Source organism: Actinoplanes sp. HUAS TT8, assembly GCF_051380535.1.
Classification (GTDB): domain Bacteria; phylum Actinomycetota; class Actinomycetes; order Mycobacteriales; family Micromonosporaceae; genus Actinoplanes.
In genome coordinates, this window is record NZ_CP195646.1 from 927,455 (window position 1) to 953,189 (window position 25,735).

Annotated in this window: 16 protein-coding genes; 11 read left to right on the top strand and 5 right to left on the bottom strand. The window is 71.6% G+C overall.

Translation table 11 applies throughout. From position 1 onward, the window contains the following. Positions 1–12: 12 nt before the first annotated feature. Entirely contained in the window at positions 13–1,395 is a 1,383-nt protein-coding gene (locus tag ACSHV8_RS04140) for a polysaccharide biosynthesis tyrosine autokinase (RefSeq protein WP_436529527.1), read from the bottom strand. A gap of 88 nt (positions 1,396–1,483) precedes the next feature. On the opposite strand from ACSHV8_RS04140, the gene ACSHV8_RS04145 reads away from it, so the two are divergent. From ACSHV8_RS04145 to ACSHV8_RS04160, 4 genes are all read left to right on the top strand, one after another. After that, positions 1,484–3,268 (top strand): polysaccharide biosynthesis protein, encoded by a 1,785-nt coding sequence (locus ACSHV8_RS04145; protein WP_436529529.1) that lies wholly within the window; start codon positions 1,484–1,486, stop codon positions 3,266–3,268. A gap of 379 nt (positions 3,269–3,647) precedes the next feature. After that, positions 3,648–8,531 carry a DUF4011 domain-containing protein gene (locus tag ACSHV8_RS04150; RefSeq protein ID WP_436529531.1) on the top strand — a complete coding sequence of 1,628 codons (4,884 nt, stop codon included), beginning with the start codon at positions 3,648–3,650 and terminating at the stop codon, positions 8,529–8,531. Positions 8,532–8,627: 96 nt separating this feature from the next. Continuing rightward, positions 8,628–11,381: a transglycosylase domain-containing protein gene (locus ACSHV8_RS04155; RefSeq protein ID WP_436529532.1), complete on the top strand. Its 2,754-nt coding sequence runs from the start codon at positions 8,628–8,630 to the stop codon at positions 11,379–11,381. 69 nt (positions 11,382–11,450) lie between these two features. Next, positions 11,451–11,837, top strand: a complete 387-nt coding sequence (locus ACSHV8_RS04160) for a tautomerase family protein (protein WP_436529533.1) — start codon at positions 11,451–11,453, stop codon at positions 11,835–11,837. Positions 11,838–11,867: 30 nt separating this feature from the next. Here ACSHV8_RS04160 and ACSHV8_RS04165 read toward each other — a convergent pair whose 3' ends face one another. Both ACSHV8_RS04165 and ACSHV8_RS04170 read right to left on the bottom strand, forming a co-directional pair. Further along, positions 11,868–12,473 carry a TetR/AcrR family transcriptional regulator gene (locus ACSHV8_RS04165; RefSeq protein ID WP_436529535.1) on the bottom strand — a complete coding sequence of 202 codons (606 nt, stop codon included), beginning with the start codon at positions 12,471–12,473 and terminating at the stop codon, positions 11,868–11,870. Between the two features lie 22 nt (positions 12,474–12,495). Then, complete coding sequence (locus ACSHV8_RS04170) at positions 12,496–14,076, bottom strand: MFS transporter (protein WP_436529537.1); 1,581 nt, start codon at positions 14,074–14,076, stop codon at positions 12,496–12,498. Positions 14,077–14,233: 157 nt separating this feature from the next. Between ACSHV8_RS04170 and ACSHV8_RS04175 the strand changes: the two genes are divergently transcribed. Next, entirely contained in the window at positions 14,234–15,241 is a 1,008-nt protein-coding gene (locus ACSHV8_RS04175; protein WP_436529538.1) for an aldo/keto reductase, read from the top strand. Here the strand turns inward: ACSHV8_RS04175 and ACSHV8_RS04180 are convergent. Beyond that, complete coding sequence (locus ACSHV8_RS04180; protein ID WP_436529540.1) at positions 15,164–17,464, bottom strand: putative bifunctional diguanylate cyclase/phosphodiesterase; 2,301 nt, start codon at positions 17,462–17,464, stop codon at positions 15,164–15,166. The genes ACSHV8_RS04175 and ACSHV8_RS04180 overlap by 78 nt on opposite strands. Positions 17,465–17,574: 110 nt before the next feature. Between ACSHV8_RS04180 and ACSHV8_RS04185 the strand changes: the two genes are divergently transcribed. The 6 genes from ACSHV8_RS04185 (at position 17,575) to ACSHV8_RS04210 (ending at position 25,123) form a co-directional block, all read left to right on the top strand. Further along, on the top strand, positions 17,575–19,545 hold the full coding sequence (locus ACSHV8_RS04185; RefSeq protein WP_436529542.1) for a beta-galactosidase: 1,971 nt from the start codon (positions 17,575–17,577) through the stop codon (positions 19,543–19,545). Between the two features lie 462 nt (positions 19,546–20,007). Then, complete coding sequence (locus ACSHV8_RS04190; protein WP_436529544.1) at positions 20,008–21,651, top strand: ABC transporter substrate-binding protein; 1,644 nt, start codon at positions 20,008–20,010, stop codon at positions 21,649–21,651. Further along, the gene (locus ACSHV8_RS04195; protein ID WP_436529546.1) at positions 21,648–22,586 is read left to right on the top strand and encodes an ABC transporter permease; all 939 of its coding nucleotides are present in this window, start codon (positions 21,648–21,650) and stop codon (positions 22,584–22,586) included. Before ACSHV8_RS04190 ends, ACSHV8_RS04195 begins: the two co-directional genes overlap by 4 nt. Next, positions 22,583–23,437 (top strand): ABC transporter permease, encoded by an 855-nt coding sequence (locus ACSHV8_RS04200; RefSeq protein ID WP_436529548.1) that lies wholly within the window; start codon positions 22,583–22,585, stop codon positions 23,435–23,437. The genes ACSHV8_RS04195 and ACSHV8_RS04200 overlap by 4 nt, the downstream gene beginning before the upstream one ends. Beyond that, positions 23,434–24,393 carry an ABC transporter ATP-binding protein gene (locus ACSHV8_RS04205; RefSeq protein ID WP_436529550.1) on the top strand — a complete coding sequence of 320 codons (960 nt, stop codon included), beginning with the start codon at positions 23,434–23,436 and terminating at the stop codon, positions 24,391–24,393. The genes ACSHV8_RS04200 and ACSHV8_RS04205 overlap by 4 nt, the downstream gene beginning before the upstream one ends. Further along, entirely contained in the window at positions 24,383–25,123 is a 741-nt protein-coding gene (locus ACSHV8_RS04210) for an ABC transporter ATP-binding protein (protein ID WP_436529552.1), read from the top strand. The genes ACSHV8_RS04205 and ACSHV8_RS04210 overlap by 11 nt, the downstream gene beginning before the upstream one ends. On the opposite strand, the gene ACSHV8_RS04215 is transcribed toward ACSHV8_RS04210, so the two are convergent. Beyond that, on the bottom strand, positions 25,107–25,697 hold the full coding sequence (locus ACSHV8_RS04215) for a TetR/AcrR family transcriptional regulator (RefSeq protein ID WP_436529554.1): 591 nt from the start codon (positions 25,695–25,697) through the stop codon (positions 25,107–25,109). The two genes, ACSHV8_RS04210 and ACSHV8_RS04215, sit on opposite strands and share 17 nt — an antisense overlap. Positions 25,698–25,735 lie beyond the last annotated feature (38 nt).

The window sequence follows — 25,735 nt, forward strand, 5'->3', positions numbered from 1 at the left end:
GTGCTCCGATCATCAGGCCGCCGCCTGGGTCTTCCAGCCGTCCCACCGGCGCTGCGACGGCTTCGGCCCGGACAGGTAGGTGTCGTAGCTCGGCACCGCGTCCGGGCCCTTGCGGGTGACCATGTTCAGCACGCAGCCGAGCAGCGTCGCGTTGACCGCGTGCAGCGCCCGGACCGCCTGCGTGACCTGCGCCGACGTCGTCCGCCGGGCGCGCACCACGAGCAGTGTCCCGTCGGCCCGGGCAGCCACCACGGCCGCGTCGGTCACCGGCAGCAGTGGTGGGCAATCAAAGATCACAACATCAAATCTGCGGCGTACGTCGTCGACCAGCTCGGTCATCCGCGGGGAGCTGAGCAGCTCGCTCGGGTTGGGTGGGGTACGACCGCTGGCCAGCAGCCAGAGCCCGGCCCCCCACGGCTGCAGCACCTGCTCCAGCCCGGCGCTGCCGTCCAGGACCGTGCTCAGCCCGGCCGAGTCCTCCCGGCCCAGGAACGCGGCCAGCCGGGGATGGCGCAGCTCGGCGTCGACGACCAGGACCCGCTGACCGGCCTCGGCGAAGAGCAGGGCCAGCCCGCAGGCCGTGGCCGACCGGCCCTCGCCCGGGACCGCACTGGTCACGGCCAGGGTCTTCACCGAGTTGGCGGCGGCCGCGCACTGCACCTGCGTACGGACCTCGCGCAGCGCCTCGGTCCGGGCCGACGTGCTGGCCGAGACGAACGGGCCGCCCGGGTCCATCGGCACCCGGGCCAGCACCGGCGCCGAGGCGAGCACCTGCAGCGCCTCGGCCGTGCGGACGGTGTGGTCGGCCACCTCCCGGCCGACCGAGCCGGCCGCGCCCACCACCAGGCCGGCCACCGAGGCCAGGGCGAAGTTGTTGATCGTGTTCGGGGCCACCGGGTCCGGGTCCAGGGCCGGTCCGGACACGACGGTGACCTTGACCGTCGACGCCTCGGTCGGTGCCGGCCGCTCCAGCTCCTCGACCGCGTTCTCGAAGCGCTTGGTGACCCGGGTGAGCAGCAGCAACGCCCGGTTGCGGTCCCGGTCCTGCACGCTCACCTCCATCATCACCGTGTCCGCGACCGTCTCGGCCGAGATCGCGTCGCGCACCTGCTGCGGATCCAGGTCGATGCCGGGCGTACCGGCCAGCGGGGTGGCGACCTCGTCGCTGGTCAGCAGCTTGGCGTAGGTGGACAGGCGGCTGACGTTGAACATGCTGGCCGGGTACAGGTCGGTGGCGCCGACGACCGGCGTGGAGAAGAAGAACGTGACCCGGGCCGCGTACACCGGTGTGGTGTTCAGGTTCACGATCAGGGCCACGCCGAGCGCGACGATCACCGAGGCCAGCAGCAACCACCAGTGCCTTCTGGCGACACGGAGGTAATCGCGCAGGCCCACGCGGTAACGATAGGACCGGGTTCGGGGGCCTTTGCCGGTATCGAAATAGTCCGCTTTAATCCGTATTTGTCCTGCTAGAGTGCCGGACATGAGGGCCCCTCGCCTGCTGCCGCTGCTCGTCGACGGCACCGCGTGGATGGCCGGCCTGCTCGCCGCCGTCCTGGCCCGGTACGACTTCGCACCCACCCGCCGCCAGCTGGCCGGCTCCCTCGCCGTGATGCTCCTGGCCGTCGCGCTCCAGGCCACCCTCGGGCACACCCGCGGGCTGTACCGCGGGCGCTACCGGTTCGCCGGCTTCGACGACGTCCGCGCCGTCGCCTTCACCACCGTGCTGGTCACGATCGGGGTGACCGCGGTCGTGGTGCTGCTCTCCCGGCACCCGATCCCGCCCGGACTGCCGCCGATCGCCGGGGCGGTCGCGCTGGTGCTGATGCTCGGGGTCCGCTACGCGCGGCGGGTCCGGCTCTCCCGGCGCCGGCGGCCGCGCGGCGCGTCCCCGGTCATCCTGTTCGGCGCCGGATCCGCGGCCGAACTGCTCGTCGACTCGATGATGCACGACCGGTCCGGCCGGTACGTGCCGGTCGGGCTGATCGACGACGACCCCCGCAAACGCCGCCTGCGCATCCTCGGGGTGCCGGTGCTGGGCGCCCGGGACGACATCGGCGCCGTGCTCGCCCGTACGGGAGTGGAGCTCCTGGTCTTCGCGGTGGCCAACGCGGACGCCGTCCTGGTCCGGGAGATCCGCGACCGGACCCTGGCCGCCGGGGCGGCGTTCAAGGTCGTGCCGTCGGTCAGCGAGCTGATGGACTCCCCGGTCGAGGTCGGGCACATCCGCGAGGTGCAGGTCACCGACCTGCTCGGACGCCACCAGATCGACACCGACCTGTCCTCGATCGGCGGCTACCTGACCGGCAAACGGATCCTGGTGACCGGGGCCGGCGGGTCGATCGGATCCGAACTGTGCCGCCAGATCCACCACTTCCAGCCGGCCGAGCTGATGATGCTCGACCGGGACGAGACGTCCCTGCTGGCGGTCCAGCTCTCCATCGACCCCCGGGCCCACCTCGACGACCCCCGGGTGATCCTGGCCGACCTGCGCGACGGCCCGCGGATCCGGGAGATCTTCCGGACGCGACGCCCGCAGGTGGTGTTCCACGCGGCCGCCCTCAAGCACCTGGCGCTGCTGCAAAGGCACCCGGCCGAGGCGGTCAAGACCAACGTCCTGGGCACCCTCAACGTGCTGGAGGCGGCCGAGTCGGTCGAACGGTTCGTCAACATCTCGACCGACAAGGCGGCCGACCCGTCCAGCGTCCTCGGCTTCTCGAAACGGATCACCGAACGGCTCACGGCGTGGACCGCCCGGCGCCGGCCCGGCACGTTCCTCAGCGTGCGCTTCGGCAACGTGCTGGGCAGCCGCGGATCGGTGTTCACGACGTTCAGCACCCAGATCGCCGAAGGGGGACCGGTCACCGTCACCCACGCCGACGTGACCCGCTACTTCATGACCACCCAGGAGGCCGTGCACCTGGTGATCCAGGCGGCGGCGATCGGGCTGGACGGGGAGGCGCTGGTCCTGGAGATGGGCGCGCCGGTGCGGATCGCCGAAGTGGCGCGGCAGATGGTCGCGCTGTCCCGCAAGCCGATCCCGATCGAGTTCACCGGGCTGCGGCCGGGGGAGAAGCTGGCCGAGACGCTGTTCGGAGCCGGGGAGACCGACCGCCGGCCCTTCCACCCGCTGATCTCGCACGTCGAGGTGCCGCCGCTCGACCCCGTCCACCTGCGCCCCCTGTCGGCACCGGCCGACACCGCGGTCCTGATCGCCCGCCTCTCCGAAACCTGCGACACCCCCGCCCCGGCCCCCGCCCTCCACTGACCCACCGCCCGCACCCGCCTGCCCGCGAGCCCGCCCGGCTCGCTGCCGCAGCCGCGCCCGCGGAGGCCAGCTGGTGCTGAGGGCTGTCCCGAGGGCCTTGAAACAGCACTGAGCGCCAGCCGGGGGGCCGGAGCGCGGGAGCGGCGGTCGCGGGGGTCAGCTGGTGCTGAGGGCTGTCCCGAGGGCCTTGAAACAGCACTGAGCGCCAGCCGGGGAGCGGGAGCGCGGGGCGGGCTTGCGGTGGGTGGAGGTCGCGGACGGGTGGCGGCGGGCGGGGGCCATGGCCGTACGCGAAATCGGGGTTGGGTTTGGGAAAGCGACAAAGACGAAGAATGCCGTTTTCCAGCGCGAAAGGCTTTCGCACTGCTGCAATCGGGGCATGGGACCCCGCCTTGACGATGACCGGCCCGAGCCGAGGCCGGCGCGGGCCGGCGTGCACGCGGCGCTCCGGGCCTGGCGGGAGAGCCTGGTCGATCTGGGCGACGGCAACCGGCTGATCAACTTCGCCGCCGGGAACGCCGATCTGCTGGAGATCACCTCGCCGGAGCCGGACCAGATCGTCACCGCGCTGACCCGCGGCGAGCGGGCCCGTCTGGCCGGGCCGGGCGGCCGGCCGGTGACGGGACCGGGCGGCCGGGCGGCCGGCGACGGGACCGAGAGCGTCTTCCGGACCGAGGTCGCCGAGCGCTCGCTGGGACCGCTGCTGCGCCGGATGCAACGCCGTGGCCAGCAGGAATACCTCGATCGCGGGGTCTCCGTGCTGCACCTGGCGCTGGGTCTGCTGCACTGGCGGCTGGCCGCCGACGACGAGGACGCGGAGAGCGAGAGCACCAGCTACGCGAGTCCGCTGCTGCTGCTCCCGGCCGAGCTGGTCACCGGTGAACTGGGCGAACTCCCCGAGCTGCGGCTGCGTGACGAGGAACCGGTGCTGAACCCGGCGCTCGCGCTGCGGCTGCGCCAGGCCGGGATCGCGGTGAAGGGTCTGGAGCCGGGCGCCGAGGTGAACGTCGACCGATTCTGGTCAGACTTCACCGACACCGTGGCACGGCGGCACGGCTGGCACATCGAACGGTCGGTGATCCTGACCTGCCTGACCTTCCACAAGGAGGCGATCTACCGGGACCTGCAGGAGAACGAGGAACGCATCCTGGCCCACCCGGTGATCCGCGCCCTGGCCACTACTGATCATCGCCGGCAGACCGAGCAGTTCCGGTTCGTCCCGATCCGGCCGGAGGAGGTGGACCGGCTCGCGCCGCCGGAGGACGTGCCGCTGGTCCTGGATGCCGACTCGTCGCAGCGGGCCTGCGTGGCCGCCGCCCTGGCCGGGCAGAGTTTCGTGATGGACGGCCCGCCCGGCACCGGCAAGTCGCAGACCGTGGCCAACATGATCGGCGCGTTGTTGCACGCCGGGAAGCGGGTGCTGTTCGTCTCCGAGAAGGTCGCCGCGCTCGACGTCGTCCGCAACCGCCTGGCCGAGGCCGGGCTGGACCGCTACATCCTGGAGCTGCACGGGCAGCAGGCCGGGCGGCGCGAGGTGGCGACGCTGCTGGCCGCCGCGGTCGACGAGACCCCGGAGATCCCCGGCGAGGGCCCGGTGGTCGACCGCGGCTCGCTTCGCGAGCGACGCGAGAGACTGACTTCTTTCGCGTACGCGATGAACGAGACCCGCCAACCACTCGACGCCAGCCTGCACGAGGTGATCGGCCGCTGCGCCGAACTGTCCGAGGCGCCCGCCGCGCCGGTCCCCACGATCACCCCCGGCTCGCTCACGCCCGACGTCACCCGCCGGGTCCGGGAGGCCACCGACCAGCTGTCCCGGTCGTGGCGGGCGATGGTCGACGGCGACGGCCTGCTCTGGCGGGACGTGATCACCCGGGAGCCGCTCGACCCGGCCCTGAGCCGCGCCGAGAAGGCCCTGGCCGCGCTGGCCCGCTCGGCCCGGATCGCCGACGCCGCGGCCCGCGCGTTCGGGCTGACCGCGCCGGACGACGCGACGACCCTGGCCCGGCTGGCCGACCACGCCGGGAAGCGGCCGGACGGTGTGGCCGACTCCTGGCTGGCCGCGACCGACCTGGCCCCGGTGCGCAAGGCGGCCGACCGCCGCTCCGGCGAGCTGGCCGCCGCCGCGAGCGCGGCCGACGCGGTCAAGCAGCGCGCCGGGGTGCCCTGGACCGCGCTGCCGTCCGCGGCCGACCTGCCGATGCCCCCCGAACTGGACACCATGGTGGCACCGGTGCAGCTGGACACGCTCACCGCGGCCGACGCCGACGAGCTGGCCCGGTCCTTCACCAAGGCGGCCGAGCAGCTGGACAAGCATCGCCGCGCGGTCAACCGGGTCACCGCCAAGCTGGGCCTGCCGCAGGCCACCACGATCCGCGACATCTCGCGGGTGGCCGCCGTCGCCGAGCTGGGGACGCGGACGCACAAGCCGGAACGGTTCTGGTTCGGCCCGGGCGCCCTGGCCGGCGTGCAGACCGGGGCGGGCGCGCTCCGCCGGGCCCTGGAACTGCTGGTCGGGGCCGAGATCCAGGCCCGGCCGTACTTCTCCGAGGCGATCCTGGCCCAGCCGGTGGAGGAGATGGCCGAACGGTTCGCGACGACCCACCGGGGGTTCGGGCGGCTGCGCGCGGCGTACCGGCGGGACAAACGCGCGCTGGCCGGGTTCGTGCTGCCGACCGCCCACATCCGGGACGCCGTCGACCGGCTGAGCACGGCCGTCGCCTGGAAACGGGCGCGGCAGGAACTGGCCGCGGCCGAACACGCGTACGCGACCGCGCTCGGCCGCTACTGGCAGGGCCGGGGCACCGACTTCGCGGCCCTCGACGAGGCGATCTCGGTGGCCACGGCCGCGCTCGCGTCGGCCCCGCAGGCCGGGATCGAGGCGGTGCTGGCCTACGTGTGTGCGCCCGCCCCCGACCCGGAACCGATCCAGGTCGTCACCGAGGCCCGGGACACGCTGCTGCGCTGGCAGGCGACGCTGCGGCCGGCGCCCTATCCGGCGGCCCGCCCGGAACTGGTCTCGGGACCGATCGAGGACGCCATCACCTGGCTCAACGAGCACGTCACGGCGTTGCACGCGACGTCCGACACGGTACGGGCGTTCGACGCCGCCACCGGTCGCACGCTCGATTACGCCGAGGCCGGGAAGCTGGCCGGGCTGCGCGCGGCGGCGGCCGAGGCGGAGGCCGCGGTCGACGGCCGTACCGAAGAAATCGATCTTCCTTCCGGAGGGGAGGCGGTCGACTGGGCCGCCGAGACGCGCCGGCTCGCCGACGGACCGCTCAACGATGCCCAGGTCACCGCGTTGCGGGACCTGCGGCCGATCACCGGGTTGGCCGAGCGGGCCCAGGAGTGGGCCGAGGCGAGCCGGGCCGTCCTGGCCGGATTCGGCCCGTCCCGCCAGCCCGACCTGCGCGAACGGTTCGCCGACTACCGGCGCGCGGCCGCGTTCCTGCGCGACGTCCGGGACGACAGCAGCGGCCAGGAGGAGTGGTTCGCCTGCCTGGACGCCCGGGACGTGCTCACCTTCCACGGCCTCGACGCGGCCGTCGAGTTCTGCGCCGACCAGCGCGTGGACAGCGCCGACGTGCCCGCGGTGATCGAACGCGCGCTGCTGCACGGCTGGGTCGACGCGGTCGTCCGGGCCGACAACCGGCTGCGGCCGTGGCGGGCCGAGGACCGGGACCGTCTGGTCGCCGAATTCCGGTCGGCCGACGAGAAACTGGCCGCGGTCGCGGCGCGCGAGATCATCGCCGCGGTCGAGGCCCGCCGGCCTCCGGCCGACAGCACGGCGGCCGGCCTGCTGCGGCGTGAGGCAATGAAAGCCGACCGCCAATTGCCCGTACGGGAGCTGATCGCCCGCGCCCGGGACGTCGTGCTAGCCCTGCGGCCGTGCGTCCTGGCCAGCCCGCTGACCGTGAGCCAGTCGCTGCCCCCGGACATCGGCTTCGACGCCGTCATCTTCGACGAGGCCTCGCAGATCACGCCGGCCGACGCGATCAACTGCATCTACCGCGGCCAGTCCCTGATCACCGCGGGTGACGACCGGCAGCTGCCGCCGACCTCGTTCTTCGACCGGGCGTTCAGCGCCGATGCGACCGCGGACACCGAGGTGCTCGACTACCAGTCGGTGCTGGAGCTGGCCAAGGCGTGCGGCGCGTTCCCCGGGATGGGGCTGACCTGGCACTACCGCAGCCGTCACCAGGCCCTCGTGGCGTTCGCCAACGACGCGTTCTACCAGGGCCGGCTCAGCACGTTCCCGGCCCCGGGCAACGGCGGGCCGGACACCGGGGTCGAGCTGTTCCCGGTGGCCGGCGTCTACCGGCGCGCGACCAGCCGGGACAACCCGGTCGAGGCCGACCGCGTCGCCGAGCGGATCGTGCACCACTTCACCACCCGCACCGACCGTACGCTGGGCGTGGTCACGTTCTCGGTGGCGCAGGCGGAGGCGATCGAACGGGCGCTGGAGAAGATCGCGGCCGGGCATCCGGCGCTGGAACGGGCGGTCGCCGACGACCGGCTGCACGGCTTCTTCGTCAAGAGCCTGGAGTCGGTGCAGGGCGACGAGCGCGACGTGATGATCTTCTCGATCGGCTACGGGTACGACGAGTCGGGGAAGATCAGCGCCAACTTCGGCGCGCTGAACCGGCCCAACGGGTGGCGGCGGCTGAACGTGGCCATCACCCGGGCCCGGCACCGGGTCGAGCTGGTCACCTCGATCCTGTCCCGGGACGTGCCGGAGTCCGAGAACGAGGGCGTCCGGCAGCTCGCGGCCTACCTGGACTACGTCGAGCGCGGCGCCGGCGACACCAGCCTGGACCTGAACGAGGGGACCGGGGAGTTCGTCGAGTCGCTGCTGGAGACCGTCCGGTCCTGGGGTTATCCGGCGCGCACCGGACTGGGCACCGCGGGCGGGCGGGTCGACATCGCGATCCGGCACCCGAGCGACCCGGCCGGGGACTATCTGCTCGGCATCCGCTGCGACGGGCCCGGATATCGGGACTGCCCGGCCGCGCGGGACCGGGACCGGCTGACCGACCAGGTGCTCATCGACCTCGGATGGCGGCTGCACCGGGCGTGGGCGCTGGCCTGGTACCGCGATCGGGCCGGGGAGGAGGGGCGGCTACGGGCGGCGCTCGAACAGGCGGCGGGGGCGCGGCCGGGCCGTACCGGAGCGGTCGAGGGACCGGCACCGAACGCCCGGCCCCGGGTCGCGCGATACGGATCGGCCGACGCAATGGTTGCCTCCGACCGTAAAAAGTGAGCTTTTCCACGCTCATCACCCAAAAACGATCCCGGCTCGCGTCTTTGCTCTCAGACGCGGGGCGATGTGGCCACCGCATCGCGAGGGGAGAGCCGCATGCCATGGAGTCCCCGTCACCGGCTGCCCGGGCGACGATGGCTGCGGCGCCCGGTCGCGTGGGTGCGGCGGTGGCCCCGGTGGTTGCGCCGGGTCACCGCGGCCCTGATCGCGGTGCAGGTCGTGCTGATCCTCGCCGCCGCCGGGTATGTCTGGAGCGTCGACCTGCCCGGCGACCCGACCCCGCCGCAGGCGTCGGTGCTCTACTACCGCGACGGCAAGACGGTGCTCGCGCGGATCGGCACGACCGACCGCACCGACGTCCACCTGGACCGGGTGCCGCTCGGCGTGCGGCAGGCGTTCCTGGCCGCCGAGGACCGCGGCTTCTACGACCACTACGGCGTCTCGGTGCGCGGGCTGCTGCGGGCGGTGTGGTCGAACATCGTGCGCGACTCCGGCCAGGGCGCCTCCACGATCACCCAGCAGTATGTGCGTAACGCCTACCTCACCCAGGAGCGCACGGTCAGCCGCAAGGCCAAGGAGGCCGCGCTCGCGCTCAAGGTCGAGGACCGGTTCAGCAAGGACGAGATCCTTGAGCGGTATCTGAACACGATCTACTTCGGCCGCGGCGCCTACGGCATCGAGGCCGCGGCCCAGGCCTTCTTCGGCACGTCGGTGGACCACCTGAGCGCGTATCAGGGCGCGGTCCTGGCCGCGATGGTCAAGGACCCGACCCGCGGCGACCCGGCCGTCGACCCCCGCTGGACGCTGAACCGCTGGAAGTGGATCGTGCGGGCGATGAGCGAGGCCGGCTGGCTGCCGCCCGGGGCCGTCGACACCACGCCCTACCCGGCGGTCGCCCCGGCGTCGGTCACCGCCAGCACCATCGGCGGCCCGATCGGGCTGATCACCGACCGGGTCGAGGACGAGCTGGTCACGGCCGGCATCAGCCGCCAGCAGATCCGCACCGGCGGCCTGAAGGTCACCACCACGCTCGACGCGACGGTGCAGCGGGCGGCCACCACCAGCATCGAGAAGGCGCTCAAGGGCCAGCCCGACGAGCTGCGGTCGGCGCTGGTGGCGATCGACCCGCACGACGGCGGCGTGCGGGCATGGTACGGGGGCGACCGCGGCCGCGGCTTCTACGACGACGCGCTGGCCGCCCGGCCACCCGCCTCGACGTTCAAGCCACTCGTGCTGGCCGCGGCCGAGGAGCACGACATCAACTACCGGTCGTACTACAACGGGTCGTCGCCGCGCGTCTTCGCCGACCGGGGCGGGGCACCGCTGTTCAACCTGGACAACCTGCAGTGCCCGATCTGCCCGCTGGACACCGCGATGGTGTATTCGCTGAACACGCCGTTCTACGCCCTCACCGAGCAGATCGGCCCGGCCAGCGTGCGGGACGTCGCCGTCCGGCTCGGCGTCCCGGACCGCTATGACGAGCAGACCACCATGGTCGACCTCAAGGGCGAGCTGGCGCCCGGCAGGACGCGCGCCGACATCGCCATCGGGCGGTACCCGGTCACCCCGGCCGACCTGGCCGGCGTCTACTCCACCCTGGCCAACGGCGGCGAGCGGAACAACCGGCACTTCGTCGCATCGGTCGCCGGTCTCTACCGGGCCAAGGTCAAACCGGTCCGGTCGCTCGACCGCGGCATCGCCGCCGACGTCGGGGCCGTGCTGGCCGGGGTGGTCGAGCACGACGGCCGGATCCCCGGGGTGCCGGCCGCGGCCAAGACCGGCTCCCAGCAGTACGGGAACACCAGCGACTCGTCCGACGCCTGGACCGCCGGATGGGCCTCCGGCCTGGCCGCGGCGGTCTGGATCGGACGGGAGACCGCCGGCCCGATCCGGACCAGGGACGGCAAGGCGATCAACGGCGACGGCATGCCGTACGCGGTGTTCCGGGCCTTCCTGTCCGGTGCGCTCGCCGGGGAGCCGGCCCGCGCCCTGCCCGCGGCGGCGAACGTCGGCACCATGGGCAAGGGCGACCTGGAGACGCTCACCAGCGGGGCCAAGGCCGGCCCGGGGCAGGTCTTCCCCGGCCCGCAGAAGGGTGACCGGGTCGACCGGTCACTGGCCAAGGGCAGCTGGGACGAACGCGTCACGCGGCTCACCGGCGTCCTGAGCAAAATCACCACCGGCGGCCAGGATTTCTCGGTCTCGTTCGTCGATCGCAAGACCGGCCGACGGTACGACTATCAGGGCGACCGCCCGTTCGAGACCGCCAGCGTCGTCAAGGTCGAACTGCTCGCCGCGCAACTGCTCCAGGCGCAGGATGCCGGCCGCGCGCTGACCGCGGCCGAGAAGGAGCGCGCCCGCAAGATGATCGTGGCCAGCGACAACGACGCGGCCGAACAGATCTACGACGCGATCGGCGGGGCCGGCGGCCTGCGCCCGGCCCTGAAACGGCTCGGGCTGAACGACACCGTCCCGGCAGCCAACTTCGGGCTGACCACGACCACCGCCGACGACCAGACCCGGATGGTCACCGACCTGCTGGCGACCGGCAGCCCGCTCGACCTGGCCTCCCGCCAGCAGATCCTGGCCCTGATGTCCTCGGTCAACGCCGACCAGACGTGGGGGATCAGCGCCGCCTCCTTCAGCGGGGAACAGGTCGCCCTGAAGAACGGCTGGCTGGCCCGCTCCACCGAGGACAACCACTGGATCATCAACAGCACCGGGCGGATCAGCAACGACAAGGTCGACGTCGCGCTGTCGGTGCTCTCCCACGGCCACCACAGCCAGCCGGAGGGCATCGCCGCCGTCGAACAGATCGCGGCACTCACCCGCAGCTATCTGGGCTGGTGAAAAACCCGTGGCCACGCACGGCGGCGGGGGATAGCTTGACGGCCGACGACGATCTGTGGGGGATGGGACATGCCGCACCTCAACGTGCACGCGCCGGAGAACGACCTGGCCGGCAACGAGGTCGCGCTGATCGCCGGGCTGACCGAGGCGGTCGTCGCGGTCTACGGCGAGTGGGCGCGTGAGCTGGTCGTCGTCCGGCTGATCGGGCTGCCGCCGCACCGCTGGGGTGTGGGCGGCGTGCCGGCGGCGGAACCCGCGCCGGCGGTCCGGTTCGGGATCAAGGAGGGCGCGTTCCACCGGCCCGACTCGGCCGAGCTGATCGGGCGGCTGGCCGCCGGGGTGACGGACGTGCTGGCCGCGGTGATCGGGGAGCGGGTCCGCCCGGGCGCGACGATCGAGTTCGTCGCCACCCTGCCCGGCCGCACCGCCACCGGCGGCGCCCTCGACCCGGTCTAGCCGCCGGCCCCGCTGTCGCCCGGCGGTGGGTCAGGCGCTGACGCCGCGGAGGAGGGCGTCGACCAGGCGGGTCGGGAAGTCCTCCTCGGTGACGCCGGTGGCGTCGCCGAACATGCCCAGCATCATCGACGGGCCGGAGATCATCAGGACGGTCAGGTTGACGTCCAGGTCGGCGCGGAACTCGCCGGTGGCGATGCCGCGGCGCAGGATCTCGCGCATGCGTTCGCGCCGGGGCTCCATGACCGCGTGGTGCATCCGGTTCAGCTCGGGGTCGCGCTGCAGCTCGGGCAGGATGCAGGCGGTGACGATGCCGAACTCCCGGGCCCGCGACGAACGGTTCGCGGTGACCAGGGCGATCAGATCCTCCCGGGCCGAGGCACCGCCGAGTTCCGGCAGCGGGCCCTTCATGCTGCGGACCGCGTCGATGAGCAGGGCTTCCTTGTTCGGCCACCGGCGGTAGATCGTGGCCTTGCCGACGCCCGCCTTCGCGGCGACCGACTCGATGGAGACGGCCGCCGCGCTGGTTCCCTCGGCGAGCAGTGTGAGCACCGCGTCGAGGATGGCCTCGTCGGCCTGGGCGTTGCGGGGCCGGCCAGGAGCCTTGCGCTCCTGGCCGGTCGAGGTGGTGCTGGTCATGGGGTTCATTGTTACTGCTGGGTTACGCCTCGACCAGGGCCACGCCCTGCTCCTCGGCGAGAACCGGTGTGTGCTGGCCCTCCGGGCGCTTGCCCGGGAGGAACAGCGCGGCGACCAGGGCGCCGAGCAGCGCGAAGATGAGCGAGCCGCCGGCCGCCCAGTGCATCGCGGTGACGAACGACTCGTTCGCGGTGTGGATCAGGTTCCCCGCGGACGGGCCGGCCTGGGCCGCGACCGCGTAGGCGCCGGAGATCGACTCGCGGGCCGTGTCGGCCGCCGCGCCGGGCAGGCCGTCGGTGGCCGAACCCAGGTGGTCGCGGTAGACCGAGGAGAGGATGGCGCCGAGCACCGCGACGCCGAGGGCGCCGCCGAGCTGCCGGATCGTGTTGCTGACGGCCGAGCCGACGCCGGCCTTCTCCCGGGGGAGCGCCGCCATGATCGACTCGGTGGCCGGGGGCATCACGTTGGCCATGCCGACGCCCTGGACGAAGAACGCGAGGGCGACGACCACGATCGGGGTGTCCGAGCCGATGAACAGCCAGGTGGCCAGGCCGAGCGTGACCAGCAGCAGGCCGGCGGTGCTGACCAGCTTCGGGCCGAACTTCTTGACCATGTTCGAGCTGATCGGGGCGAAGACCATCTGGCCGACCGCGAACGGGACGAACAGCGCGCCGGAGGCGAGCGGACCGTAGCCACGGACCAGCTGCAGGTAGAACGCGCCGAAGAACATCGCGCCCATGGCCGCGAAGAAGACCAGGCCGATCATGCCGGTCGAGGCCGAGAACTGACGGTTGGTGAACAGCCGGACGTCGAGCGACGGGAACTCGATGCGACGCTCGTAGAGCACGAACCCGGTCAGCACCAGCACCGAACCCACGATCGGGCCCCAGGCCAGCACGTCGCCGAAACCGTCCTCGCCGCCCTTGATGACGCCGTAGGTCAGCAGGGTCAGGCCGACGATGGAGAGCAGCACGCCGACCACGTCGATGCGGCCCGGCTTCGGGTCACGCGACTCGGGGACCAGGGTGAAGACCAGCGCGATGCCGACGATCACGATCGGGACGTTGATCAGGAAGACCGAACCCCACCAGAAGTGCTCCAGCAGGAAGCCGCCCAGGATCGGGCCGAGGGCGACCGCGAGGCCGACCGCGCCGGCCCAGACGCCGATGGCGCGTCCGCGCTCCTTCGGCTCGAAGACGTTGGCGATGATCGACAGGGTGGACGGCATGACCGCCGCCGCGCCCAGGCCCATCAGCGCGCGGGCGCCGATGAGTTGATCCGGGCTGCTCGCGTAGGCCGAGACCAGCGAGGCGATGCCGAACAGGGCCAGGCCGGTGGCCAGGGTGATCCGGCGGCCGATCCGGTCGGCCAGGATGCCGGCGGTGAAGAGCAGGCCGGCGAAGACCAGTGTGTACGAGTTGATGGCCCACTCGAGCTCGCTCTGAGTGGCGCCGAGGCCGTGCTGCGGGTCGGCGATGATCCGCAGAGCCACGTTCAGCACGGTGTTGTCGAGAACCACCACGAGCAGGCTGATGACCAGCACACCCAGGATGGCCCAGCGTCGGGGGTGCCCGGCGTTCTGGGGTGTTTCTTGCGCGTTCATCCGGCGTTACTCCCCGGTTTTCGAAACGGAACTGTCTCGTATCTCAATAGGGGACAGTAGTACTCCCGGATAGGAAACGGAACGCTCTCGTATCGAAAGTGTGTTCCGTCACTGAGATGGTTGACCTGGAGCGCGCTCCAGGTCATAGCGTCGAGTCATGGAAATGATCGAACTGGGGCAAACCGGCACCCGCGTCAGCCACCTCGCGCTCGGCGCCATGCAGATGGGCAACGCCACGAGCGAGCCCGACGCGATCCGCATCCTGGACCGCTTCCGCGACGCCGGCGGCACGTTCCTGGACACCGCGGACTGCTACGAGTGGTGGGCCCGGCGCGGCAGCCGGGGCGGGGAGAGCGAGGAACTGCTCGGCCGTTACCTGAAGGGGCGGCGTGACCAGGTCTTCCTCGCGACGAAGGGCACCGCCGTCCCGGCGTACTCGGAAGAGCTCTGGAACGCCGACGGCAGCGCGAACTGGGAACTGGCACGCCGGACCTTCGCCGGGGCCGGCGGGGACACGCTGCGGCATGCGCTCGACGGCAGCCTGCGGCGGCTCGGCACCGACCACGTCGACCTCTACTACGTGCACGTCGACGACCTGGCGACGCCGCTGGAGGAGACCCTGGAAGCGCTCGACGGGCTGGTCAAGGCCGGTAAGACCCGGTACCTGGGCTGGTCCAACGTGCGCACGTGGCGGCTGGAGGCGATCCGGCAGCTGTGCGACCGGCACGGCTGGGCGGCGCCCGTCGCGCTCCAGCAGCAGCACTCCTACCTGCGGGCCAAGGCCGGCAACGCGTCCGCGTCGATCGTCGGGGCCGAGCAGCTGGACTACCTGGACGGGCATCGTGACCTGCAGCTGGTCGCGTACTCGCCGATCCTCAAGGGCGTCTACGACGACCCGGCGGCCGAGCGGACCGGCGCCTGGGCCCTGGAGAGCTACGCCGGGCCGGACACGGACGCGCGTCTCGCCGTACTCAAAGAGGTTGCCCTTGAAGTTGGTTCGACGCCGAATCGCACGGTGCTGGCCTGGCTGCTGCACCAGACCGCGCCGTCGGTGGTCCCGCTGATCGGGCCGAGGACCCCCGCGCAGCTAGACGACCTGCTCCCGGCCCTCGACGTCAAGCTCGACGCCGGTCAGCTCGCCCGCCTCGACGCGGCCGGGGCGTAACTCGACCGACTCGCGCGGCTCGACCTGGGCCAGCTCCAGGATGCCGTCGGCCGCGACCGGGTGCGACAGCAGGTAACCCTGCGCGAACTCGCAGCCCAGCCGCGCGAGAACCTGCAGGTCGGCGGCGTTGTCGACGCCCTCGGCGACGGTCACCATGCCGAGGGCGTGCGCCATCTTGACCATCGCGTCGGCCAGCGACGTGCGAGCCTGGTCCCGGTGGATGCCGGCCACGAACGCCCGGTCGATCTTCACCACGTCCCAGCCGTGGTCGGCGACCCGGGCCATCGACGAGTAGCCGGTGCCGAAGTCGTCCACGGCGATCTTCACCCCGGCCCGGCGCAGCGGGCCGAGTGCGCCCTCGACCGTCTCCGGCTCGGCCATCCCGGTCTCGGTCAGTTCCAGGGTGAGCATGTCCGGCGGCGTGCCGGTGCGTTCGAGCGCGGTCAGCACGAACTGGGCGGTGGACTGGTCGAGCTGGCGCGGCGACAGGTTGACCGCGACCGGGATCCACCGGCCGGTCCGGTCGAACCAGCCGCGCTGCTCGGTCAGGGACTGTTCGAGCACCACCGCGAAGACCTGCGCGATCGTGCCGGCCGCCTCGGCGATCGGGACGAACACCACCGGCGGCAGGACCCCGTCGACCGGGTGCTGCCAGCGGACCAGCGCCTCGACCGAGCTCAACCGGCCGTCGTCGACCCGGAACACCGGCTGGTAGACGCAGAACAGCTCGCCCGGGTGGGTCAGCGCGCGGCGCAGATCGGCGTCCAGGCGCAGCCGCTGGGCCGCCTCGGCCCGGATCTCCGCGTCGAAGCGCACCATCCGGCCCCGGCCGGCCGCCTTGGCCTGGTACATCGCCGTGTCGGCGTCCTGCACCAGGGCGTCCGGGTCGGCGTCGCGGTCGCCGGTGGTGCGTAGCCCGATCGACAGCGACGCGAAGAACTCGGTGCCGTCGGAGAGCCGCATCGGCCGGCCCAGATTGTCGGCGACCCGCCCGGCGATCTCGGCCGCCTGCTCCTCGGTCGTCTCCGGCATCAGGATCACGAACTCGTCGCCGCCGAGCCGGCACACCACGTCGGTGTCCCGGACCGCGTCCCGCAACCGGGTGCTGATCTCGGTCAGCAGCTGGTCACCGGCGTCATGACCGAGACTGTCGTTGACGTCCTTGAAGTGGTCGAGGTCGCAGAAGAGCAGCCCGACCCGGGCGTTCGGCTCGGTGTGCATCGAGCTGAGCGCCAGCGCCAGCCGGTCCATCAGCAGGCTGCGGTTGACCAGCCCGGTCAGCGGATCGTGCCCGGCCCGCCAGGACAGCTCGTGGATCGGGGCGGCCAGCCGGAACGCGACAAGCGCCATCGACATGGCCGAGCCGAGCACCAGCGGGGTGTCCGACGGCGGCTCCCAGAGCAGGTGCACGCACGGCAGCAGCAGCGCGGCGCCGAACAGGATCAGCGCCCGGGTCAGGGTCAGGGTCGTCACCGCGGAACGCCGCGGCGTGGTCGCCACCATCGACGGGTGCAGGGCGGCCGTGCCGAGCAGAATCGGCATCGCCATCCAGCCCAGATCGATCAGACCGCCTTCCTTGTACGTACCGGTCAGGCCCTGATGCGTGTAGAAGGCGTCCGACACGAACCAGGCCACCAGCCCCGACAGCAGCCAGCGCACGCCCGGGGTGCGCAGTTCCACACCGAGGGCCAGGGCGAGCGCGCAGTAGACCACGATCAGCGTGTTGACCGGGGCCGACATGGCGAAGAACCGGGCGCTCAGGCTGCCGCCGACGGTCACCGTCGGGTCCACCACCAGGATCCAGGCGAGGCTGGCCAGCGGGGACAGGATCACCGCGGCGTCGACGAAAGCGGTCCGGCCGGCGCGGGAGGCGAGCATCGCCGTACCGGCCGCGATGGTCAGGTGACCGAACAGGTACAGCACGTCGGCGCCGGACGGGAACGCCGGCTGGGCGCCCCGGGCGGTGTGCAGCGCGAAGATCACGTCGCCGCCGGCCGAGAAGGCCAGTCCGAGACCGATCACCAGCCAGCCGCCCCGGCGCTGCGGGACGTGACCGCGCAGGCCGACCCAGGTGGCGATCGGCGCGGTGCTGTTCACCACGACGTAGATCCACCGCGTCCCGGCGTTGAACGGCACGGTGACGTAGACGACCGCGAGCGCGGACGTCGTCAGCAGGTAGATCCACCACAGATGGCGTATTCCGCCCGTGGCACGACCGATCATGCGCCGTCACCGGCTTCGGGTCCGCGGGTCTGCACGCCGCTCCTATCGGCCGCGACCCGGCCGGGCGGAGAACTCCTGGTAGTGACGTGCTCGCCGTAAGGTGATCTCTCGTGGGCAACGCGGAGAACCGGCGCTGGCTCCGGCGCGCCGGACAGGCACGGCTGGAGTACGGCGCCGACTACAACCCCGAGCAGTGGCCACGAGAGGTCTGGCCCGAGGACGTACGGGCGATGCGCGCGGCCGGCGTGACCATCGTCTCGGTCGGCATCTTCTCCTGGGCACGCCTGCAACCCGGGCCCGACCGGTGGGACTTCGCCTGGCTCGACGAGGTGATGGACCTGCTGCACGGCGGGGGCATCCTGGCCGACCTGGCCACCGCGACCGCTTCGCCACCGCCGTGGCTGACCACCGCGTACCCGGAAATTCTCTTGATCGATCAGCGGGGGAACACCGTGTGGCCCGGCGGGCGGCAGCACTGGCGGCCGACCTCGCCGATCTTCCGCGAGCACGCCCTGCGCCTGGTCCGTGAGCTGGCCCTGCGCTACGCGGGGCACCCGGCGCTGGCCGCCTGGCACGTCGGCAACGAGCTCGGCGCGCACAACGGCCACGACTTCTCCGACGACGCGGCCGCGGCCTTCCGGCACTGGCTGCGCCACCGGTACGGCACCCTGACCGCCCTCAACGAGGCGTGGGGCACCGACTTCTGGTCGCAGCGCTACACCGACTGGGCGCAGATCATCCCGCCCCGGCAGGCCGCCGCCCAGATCAACCCGACCTGTCTGCTCGACTTCCAGCGGTTCTCCGACTACGCGCTGCGCGAGTACTACCGGGCCGAGCGGGCCGTGCTGCGCAAGTTCACCCCGGACGTGCCGGTGACCACGAACTTCATGGTCATGCCGGGCGTGCGACGGATGGACTACGCGGCCTGGGCCGGCGAGGTCGACTTCGTGGCCAACGACCACTACGTGGTGCCCGGCCCGCAGGCCCGCGACGAACTGTCCTTCTCCGCGAACCTGACCGGTCACCTCGCCGGCGGGCAGCCCTGGTTCCTCATGGAACACAGCACCAGCGCGGTCAACTGGCAGCCGGTCAACCCGGCCAAGAAACCCGGAGAGCTGGCCCGCGACTCGCTGACCCACGTCGCCCACGGTGCCGACGCGGTCTGCTTCTTCCAGTGGCGGCAGTCGCGCGCCGGAGCGGAGAAGTACCACTCAGCGATGCTGCCCCACGCGGGCGAGCAGAGTGCGGTCTTTCGCGCAGTGGCCGAGCTCGGTGCGCGACTTGCCGCCCTCTCCTCGGTGGCCGGGAGCGCCCGGGTGCCGGCCGACGTGGCGATCCTCTTCGACTGGGAGTCGTGGTGGGTGGCCGAGCAGGACTCGCATCCGACCGACCGGCTGCGCTACCACCAGGAGGCCCTGGACTGGTACACCGCGCTGCTCGACCTGGGGATCCGGGCCGACGTGGTACCGGTCGGAGACCCCCTCCGGCACCGGATGGTCATCGCGCCGATCCTGCACATGGTCCCGGGGAGCCTGGCCGACCGGCTCGGCGCGTACGTGGCCGAGGGCGGGCATCTCGTCACCACCTACTTCTCCGGGATCGTGGACCAGAACGACCACATCTGGCCGGGTGGATACCCCGGAGCGCTGCGGGACCTGCTCGGGATCCGGATCGAGGAATTCGGGCCGCTGCTCGACGGGGAGACGGTCGAACTGTCGAACGGGACGGTCGGGACGCTCTGGACGGATCACCTCGACGTGACCGATCCGGCGACCGAGGTGCTCGCCGAATATCGGAGCGGGGATCAGGCCGGGCGGGCGGCGATCACGCGGCGTGCGATCGGGTCAGGATCTGCGGCGTACGTCTCCACGCGTCTCGGGCCGCGCGGGTTGAGTGTGCTCCTGCCCGACCTGTTGGAGCGGGCTGCCGTCTCCAGCGAACTGGCCCCTGAGCTGCGGGGACGGGTCGAGCTGGCGATCCGGTCGGGCCACCGCTTCCTGATCAACCGCACCGACGAGCCGGTCGACCTGGGCGTCGACGGCCTCCTCCCACCCCGCGGCGTCCAGATCATCCCCCGCTGACCACCCCCACCCGGCCCAGCCGGGCTCGGCGTCCCCAGCTGGTGCTCACGGCTGTTTTTTGGCCCGGGTACAGCCGTGAGCACCAGCCGGCGTGCCGGTGGCGCGGGGCGGCCTGGTGTGGCCGCGGCGTTGCGTGCGGTCTCGGCTGGTGCTGAGGGCTGTTCTGGGGCCCCAGAACAGCCCTCAGCACCAGCCGGTGTGCTGCGGCGGCGGCGTTGCGGGCGGTTGGGGTGGGTGGTTTTTCGTCTTCTGTGACGGACTATCCGGGTGGGCGCTAACAGGTGAACAACAGGTAGCTGGGTGCGGCGTTAAACGTTGATTTCCAGGATTGACAATTTACTGCCTTGAGACGACTCTGAGACCGTCGCCACAGCCGGTGAGCCCGCAGGTCGCCGGCCCGTGGTCCCCGCGGCGATCCGGTGGTGCGCGCCTTCCCGTGCCCTAGTCCAGGGAGATACATAGATGATCATCAAAAGAGCGTTGGCGGCGTCAGCCCTGGCCATGAGCGTCGCGGTGGCCGGCTGCGGCGGCGGATCGGGCTCGGGTTCCGGGGCCACCCCGGCCGGGAAGATCGAGCTGACCGAGACCACGCCGGCCGCGACCGGGGACGTGGACAGCGTCACCTGGGCGCTGCCGTCGGGTGAGCCGGCGTCGCTCGACCCGGCCCGGACCGGCGACTACTCGGCCAACACGGTCGAGACGAACCTCTGCGAGAGCCTGCTGCGGCTGAACACCGACTACTCGACCTCGCCGGGCCTGGCCGCCGCGGTCACGCAGAAGGACGCCACCACCGTGGTGATCACGCTGCAGGACGGGGTGACGTTCTGGGACGGGTCGGCGCTGACCGCCGAGGACGTGGTCTACAGCCTCAAGCGCAACCAGGACCCGAAGCTGGCCTCCTACTCGGCGCACGTGTTCGCGAACGTCAGCTCGATCGACAAGACCGGCCCGCTCGAGGTCACGGTCACGTTCAAGGCGCCGGACATGCAGTTCATCCCCGACCTGGCCGGGGTGCCGGGCGCGATCATCCAGGAGAAGTACGCGACCAAGGCCGGCCAGGCGTTCGGCACGGCCGGTGGCGGCCTGATGTGCACCGGACCGTTCCGGCTGGACACCTGGCAGAGCGGGCAGAAGATCACCCTCAAGCGCAACGACGCGTACTGGGACACCGCGAACAAGGCCAGGGCGGCCACTTTCCAGTTCGTCTTCCTGACCGACAGCAGCACGCTGACCAGTGCACTTCTCTCCGGGGAGGTGGACGGGGTCTACGGCGCCCCGGCCGGCAGCATCGCCGCGCTGCAGAAGACCGCGGCCGGCAAGTTGTACTTCGGGCCGAGCACCGAGACGTTCAGCCTGGGCGCGGTCGCCGCCGACGGCCCGGCCGCCGACCCGCGGATCCGGCAGGCGCTCGACCTGGCGATCGACAAGACCAGCTTCGTGACCAGTGTGCTCAAGGGCGCCGGCGGTCCGCTCAAGACGTTCACCCCGCCGCTGGCCTGGGCCGGGAGCCCGGCCAAGAGCGTGTACGACGCCGGTTACGCCGCGCTGCCGGACACCTCGAAGGCCGACCTGGCCAAGGCCGAGCAGCTGGTCGCCGAGGCCGCGCCGAGCCGCAAGGACCTGGTCATCGCCCTGCCCGCCGGCGACCAGTCGCTGCTGCAGACGGCGACGATCGCGCAGGCCGCGGCCCAGCAGATCGGGCTCACCATGACGATCAAGCAGTTGCAGGCGGCCGAGTTCTCCGGACTGTTCTACGACCCCACGCTGCGCAAGGGCATCGACTTCATCGCGACCACCGGATACCTCGAAGTGCCGGGCGCCCTCTACTACGCGCCGGGGTTCGTGCTCAAGGGCGAGCTGTTCAACTGGACGAACTACGAGGACGCCGAGGTCACCAAGAACATCGTGACCGCCGTGTCGGCGACCGACCCGACCGCGTCGGCGACCGCGTTCGTGGCCGCGCAGGCGATCTTCGGGCCGGCCAAGCTGCAGATCACCCTGGCCGAGTCCTACAACCGGCTGTTCCTGAACAAGCGGATCACCGGGGCGCCCGCCTCGTTCAGCTACATCTCCTCGGCGTGGGCCGCGCGGGTCGGCAAGCCGTGATCGGGTTCGTCGCGCGCAAGGTCGGCGGCATGCTGGCCACCGTCGCGGTCGCCAGCGTGGTGATCTTCGGGGCGTTGTACCTGGCGCCCGGTGACCCGGCCAGCCTGCTGGCCGGTGGGCACCAGGTCACCCCCGAGACGATGGCCGCGATCCGCGCGCAGTACCACCTGGACGACCCGTTCTGGGCGCAGTACGGGCACTGGCTGGCCGGCCTGCTCGGCGGTGATCCGGGGACCTCGATGATCCTCAAGGAGCCGGTGACCGCGCTCATCTCGGCGCGGATCGGGACGACGGCGCTGCTGGTCGCGTACGCCTCAATTCTGATTTTGATCTTCGGGGTGGCCTTCGGGGTGCTCGCCGGGGTGGCCGGCAAGATCGTGGACGGCGTGCTGACCGTGACGACCACGGTGCTGATGGCCGCGCCGGCGTTCGTGGCCGCGATCCTGCTGATCTGGATCTTCGCGACGAAGCTGTCCTGGTTCCCGGTTTTCGGGACGGGCGACGGCGGATTCTGGGATCGGATCCACCACCTGACGCTGCCGGCACTGGCCCTGAGCGGCGGATATCTGGCCTACGTCAGCCGGATCACGCGCACCGAGGTGCGGGCCGAGCTCGCCGCCGATCACGTGGCGGCGGCCCGGGCTCGCGGGCTGCCGGGCCGGGCCGTGCTGCGCCGGCACGTGCTGCGCAACGCGGCGCCGCCGATCCTCGCGGTCTCCGGGGTGACCGTGGCCGGGCTGTTCGCCGGGACGGCGGTCGCGGAACAGGCGTTCGGCGTGAGTGGGCTCGGGTCGCTGCTGGTGCAGAGCGCGGCCCGCCAGGACCTGGTCGTCGTGCAGGTGTTGTCGTTGCTGCTGGTCAGCGCATTCGTGGTGGTGAACATGCTGGTTGATCTGCTCAACGCCGTTCTCGATCCCCGGTTGGTGAAGGCGTGACCGCTCTCGTCATGACCGGCCGGGCCTTCTCCTTGAAGATCGGGAAAATCCGATTTGTGTACGTCGGAGCGTTGCTGATCTGCGGGTCGGCCGTGCTGATCGCGCTGTTCGCACCCTGGCTCACGCCGCACGATCCGAACGCGGTCGACCCGCTCGACGCGTACGCGGCGTTCTCCGGCGCCCACCCGCTGGGCACCGACGATCTCGGGCGTGACCTGCTGTCCCGGCTGATCTCCGGCACCCGGACGAGCCTGGCCGGCCCGCTGATCGTGGTCGTCGCCGCCGGAACCATGGGCACCGTGCTCGCGGTGTCCGCGGCCTGGTTCGGCGGCTGGTTCGACGCGGCCGTGTCCCGGCTGCTCGACATCCTGTTCGCGTTCCCCGGGCTGGTCCTGGCGATCACCGTCGCCGCGATCTTCGGGGCCGGGTTCGTGGCGCCGGTGGTGGCGTTGTCACTCGCGTTCGTGCCGATGATCGCCCGGGTGATGCGGGCGGCGGCGCTGCGCGAGCGGCACCTGCCGTACATCGAAGCCCTCAAGGTCCAAGGTTTTTCGGCCTGGCACATCTGTCTCAGGCATCTCTTGCCGAACCTCGCACCCCTGCTGATGGTCCAGGCGGCCATCGGCTTCGGGTACGCCATGATCGACCTGGCCTCGATCTCGTTCCTCGGTCTGGGGCAGCAGCCCCCGGCCGCCGACTGGGGGCTCATGATCGCCAACGGTCAGCCGTCCATCCTGGCCGGATTCCCGCAACAGTCCATCGAGGCCGCGGTGGCGGTGGTGATCACCGTGGTGGCGTTCACCGTGGTCGCCGAGCGGCTGGCCCAGCGATTCGGCGGTGGTGCGTCATGACCCTTCTGTCCTTCGACAAGCTGCGGATTCAGCTCGGCGAGCGGGTGATCCTGCGCGACGTCACCCTCTCGGTGGCCGAGGGGGAGGCGGTCGGACTGGTCGGCGAGTCCGGCTCGGGCAAGTCGATGACGGTCAGGTCGGTGCTGCGCATGCTGCCGGCCGGCGCCGAGGTCACCGGCTCGATCCGCTTCGGCGGCACCGAGGTCAACGGCCTGACCGGCGCCGGGCTGCGACGCCTCCGGTCCCGTGACGTGGCGATGGTCTTTCAAGATCCAAGAGCGACCACCAATCCGGTACGGACGATCGGCGACTTCCTGACCGAGGTGCTGCGCGACCAGGGGGTCTCCCGCGCGGACGCGAACCGCCGCGCGACCGGTCTGCTCGCCGACGTCGGCGTCGACCACGTGGAACGGCGGATGCGGCAGCGCCCGCACGAACTCTCCGGCGGCCTGCTGCAGCGGGTCGTGATCGCGGCCGCGCTGGCCACCGAGCCGAAACTGATCCTGGCCGACGAGCCGACCACCGCGCTCGACGTGACCACCCAGGAGGAGGTGGTGGCCATCCTGAACGAGCAGCGGCACAAGCGCGGCACCGCCCTGCTGTTCATCTCGCACGACCTGGAACTGGCGGCCGCGGTGTGCGACCGGATCGCGGTCATGTACGCCGGGGAGATCGTCGAGATCCTGCCCGCGGACCGGCTGCACGAGGACGCCCGGCACCCGTACACGCGGGCGCTGCTGCGGTCCCGGCCGGGAGCGGTCGAGCCGGGCTCGCGGCTGGAGACCGTTCCCGGGTCGCCGCAGTCGGCGTCCGACGTGCCGGCCGGGTGCGTCTTCGCGGATCGCTGCGCCCATGTCGCCTCGCCGTGCCGGGACGAACGTCCGGTGCTGTTGCCGCTGGACACCGGGCTGGCCGCCTGCCACCTGCTCGCGAAGGAGACGCCGCATGTTGCTTGAGGTTCGTGACCTGCGCAAAGTCTTCAAGGGCGGGTTCGTGGCGGTGGACGGGGTGAGTTTCGAGATCCCGTACGGCGGGTCCCTCGCGGTGGTGGGGGAGTCGGGGTCGGGCAAGACGACGTGCGCGCGGATCGTCACCGGCCTGGAGAGGGCGACGTCCGGGTCGGTGCTGGTGGATCGCGGCGCCGTGCAGATGGTGTTCCAGGATCCCTATCAGTCGCTGGACCGTCGTCAGACGATCGCCGGCTGCCTGAACGAAGTGCTGGCGCATCACACCGATCTATCGCGGGAACAGCGAAATGTCCGTATCGCCGAGCTTCTCGCTCTTGTCGGGCTCGACGAACGGCACGCGACCGCCCTGCCCCGGGCGCTCTCCGGCGGCCAGCGCCAGCGCGTCGCCATCGCCCGGGCCCTCGCGGCCAACCCGCGGCTGCTCGTCCTCGACGAGGCGGTGGCCGCGCTCGACGTCTCGATCCAGGCCCAGATCCTGAACCTGCTGGTCGACGCCCGGGCCGCCACCGGCATCGCCTACCTGTTCATCACCCATGACCTGTCGGTCGTCCGGCACGTCTGCGACGACGTCGTGGTGATGAACCGCGGCCGGGTCGTCGAGTCCGGCAAGGTGGAACGGGTGCTCTCCGAGCCGGCCCACGACTACACGAAACGCCTGATCGCGTCCGTCCCGCGGCCCGGCTGGGTGCCCGCCCGAGGGGTCAGTCGTGCCGGCTGAGCCTCTCGATCAGCGCCTCGGCGGCCGCCCGGACCAGCCCGCCGGACGCGACCGGCAGCTGCAGCTCGGCCATCATCGAGTTGCCCATGGCCAGACACCACAATCCGTACGCGACCGAGCGTCGCGCCGCGGGCGTGGCCACCGGATACTCGGCCGCGAGCGCGTCCTCGACCGACTGGATCGCCTGCGTGTAGTGGGTCTGCATGGTGACCCGGATCCGCTCGTCGGCGATCCCGGCCGTGATCAGCTCGCGGATCACCGTGTCGTCGTCGCTGATCGGCAGGAAGCCGGTGCTGAACAGATAGTCCATCGCGATCGGCAGCTTCTCCCGGCCCGGTGCCCCGGCGATCTTGCCGATGAAGTCGGCCTCGTAACCGGTGTAGAGCCAGTCGGCGAACCGGCGCAGCAGATCGTCCCGGTTCCCGACGTAGTGCCGGACGTGGCTGCGGCTCAGCCCGGACTCCTCGGAGACGCGCTCCAGCGTCGTCCCGGCCAGACCGTTCTTCTGCAGGCAACGTGCGGTGGCCTGCATGATCTGCTCGGTCCGTTCCGCGGCCATGCTCGGGCGCCCCATCCCGGCTCCTCTCTGCCACCCATCAGCTTAATTGATTG

What these genes read in the sequence shown, in the direction of transcription:
- ACSHV8_RS04145 (WP_436529529.1), top strand. Translation starts at nt 1,484, where the DNA reads ATGAGGGCCCCTCGCCTGCTGCCGCTGCTCGTCGACGGCACCGCGTGG.
- ACSHV8_RS04150 (WP_436529531.1), top strand. Translation starts at nt 3,648, where the DNA reads ATGGGACCCCGCCTTGACGATGACCGGCCCGAGCCGAGGCCGGCGCGG.
- ACSHV8_RS04155 (WP_436529532.1), top strand. Translation starts at nt 8,628, where the DNA reads ATGCCATGGAGTCCCCGTCACCGGCTGCCCGGGCGACGATGGCTGCGG.
- ACSHV8_RS04160 (WP_436529533.1), top strand. Translation starts at nt 11,451, where the DNA reads ATGCCGCACCTCAACGTGCACGCGCCGGAGAACGACCTGGCCGGCAAC.
- ACSHV8_RS04165 (WP_436529535.1), bottom strand. Translation starts at nt 12,473, where the DNA reads ATGACCAGCACCACCTCGACCGGCCAGGAGCGCAAGGCTCCTGGCCGG.
- ACSHV8_RS04170 (WP_436529537.1), bottom strand. Translation starts at nt 14,076, where the DNA reads ATGAACGCGCAAGAAACACCCCAGAACGCCGGGCACCCCCGACGCTGG.
- ACSHV8_RS04175 (WP_436529538.1), top strand. Translation starts at nt 14,234, where the DNA reads ATGGAAATGATCGAACTGGGGCAAACCGGCACCCGCGTCAGCCACCTC.
- ACSHV8_RS04180 (WP_436529540.1), bottom strand. Translation starts at nt 17,464, where the DNA reads ATGATCGGTCGTGCCACGGGCGGAATACGCCATCTGTGGTGGATCTAC.
- ACSHV8_RS04190 (WP_436529544.1), top strand. Translation starts at nt 20,008, where the DNA reads ATGATCATCAAAAGAGCGTTGGCGGCGTCAGCCCTGGCCATGAGCGTC.
- ACSHV8_RS04205 (WP_436529550.1), top strand. Translation starts at nt 23,434, where the DNA reads ATGACCCTTCTGTCCTTCGACAAGCTGCGGATTCAGCTCGGCGAGCGG.
- ACSHV8_RS04210 (WP_436529552.1), top strand. Translation starts at nt 24,383, where the DNA reads ATGTTGCTTGAGGTTCGTGACCTGCGCAAAGTCTTCAAGGGCGGGTTC.
- ACSHV8_RS04215 (WP_436529554.1), bottom strand. Translation starts at nt 25,697, where the DNA reads ATGGGGCGCCCGAGCATGGCCGCGGAACGGACCGAGCAGATCATGCAG.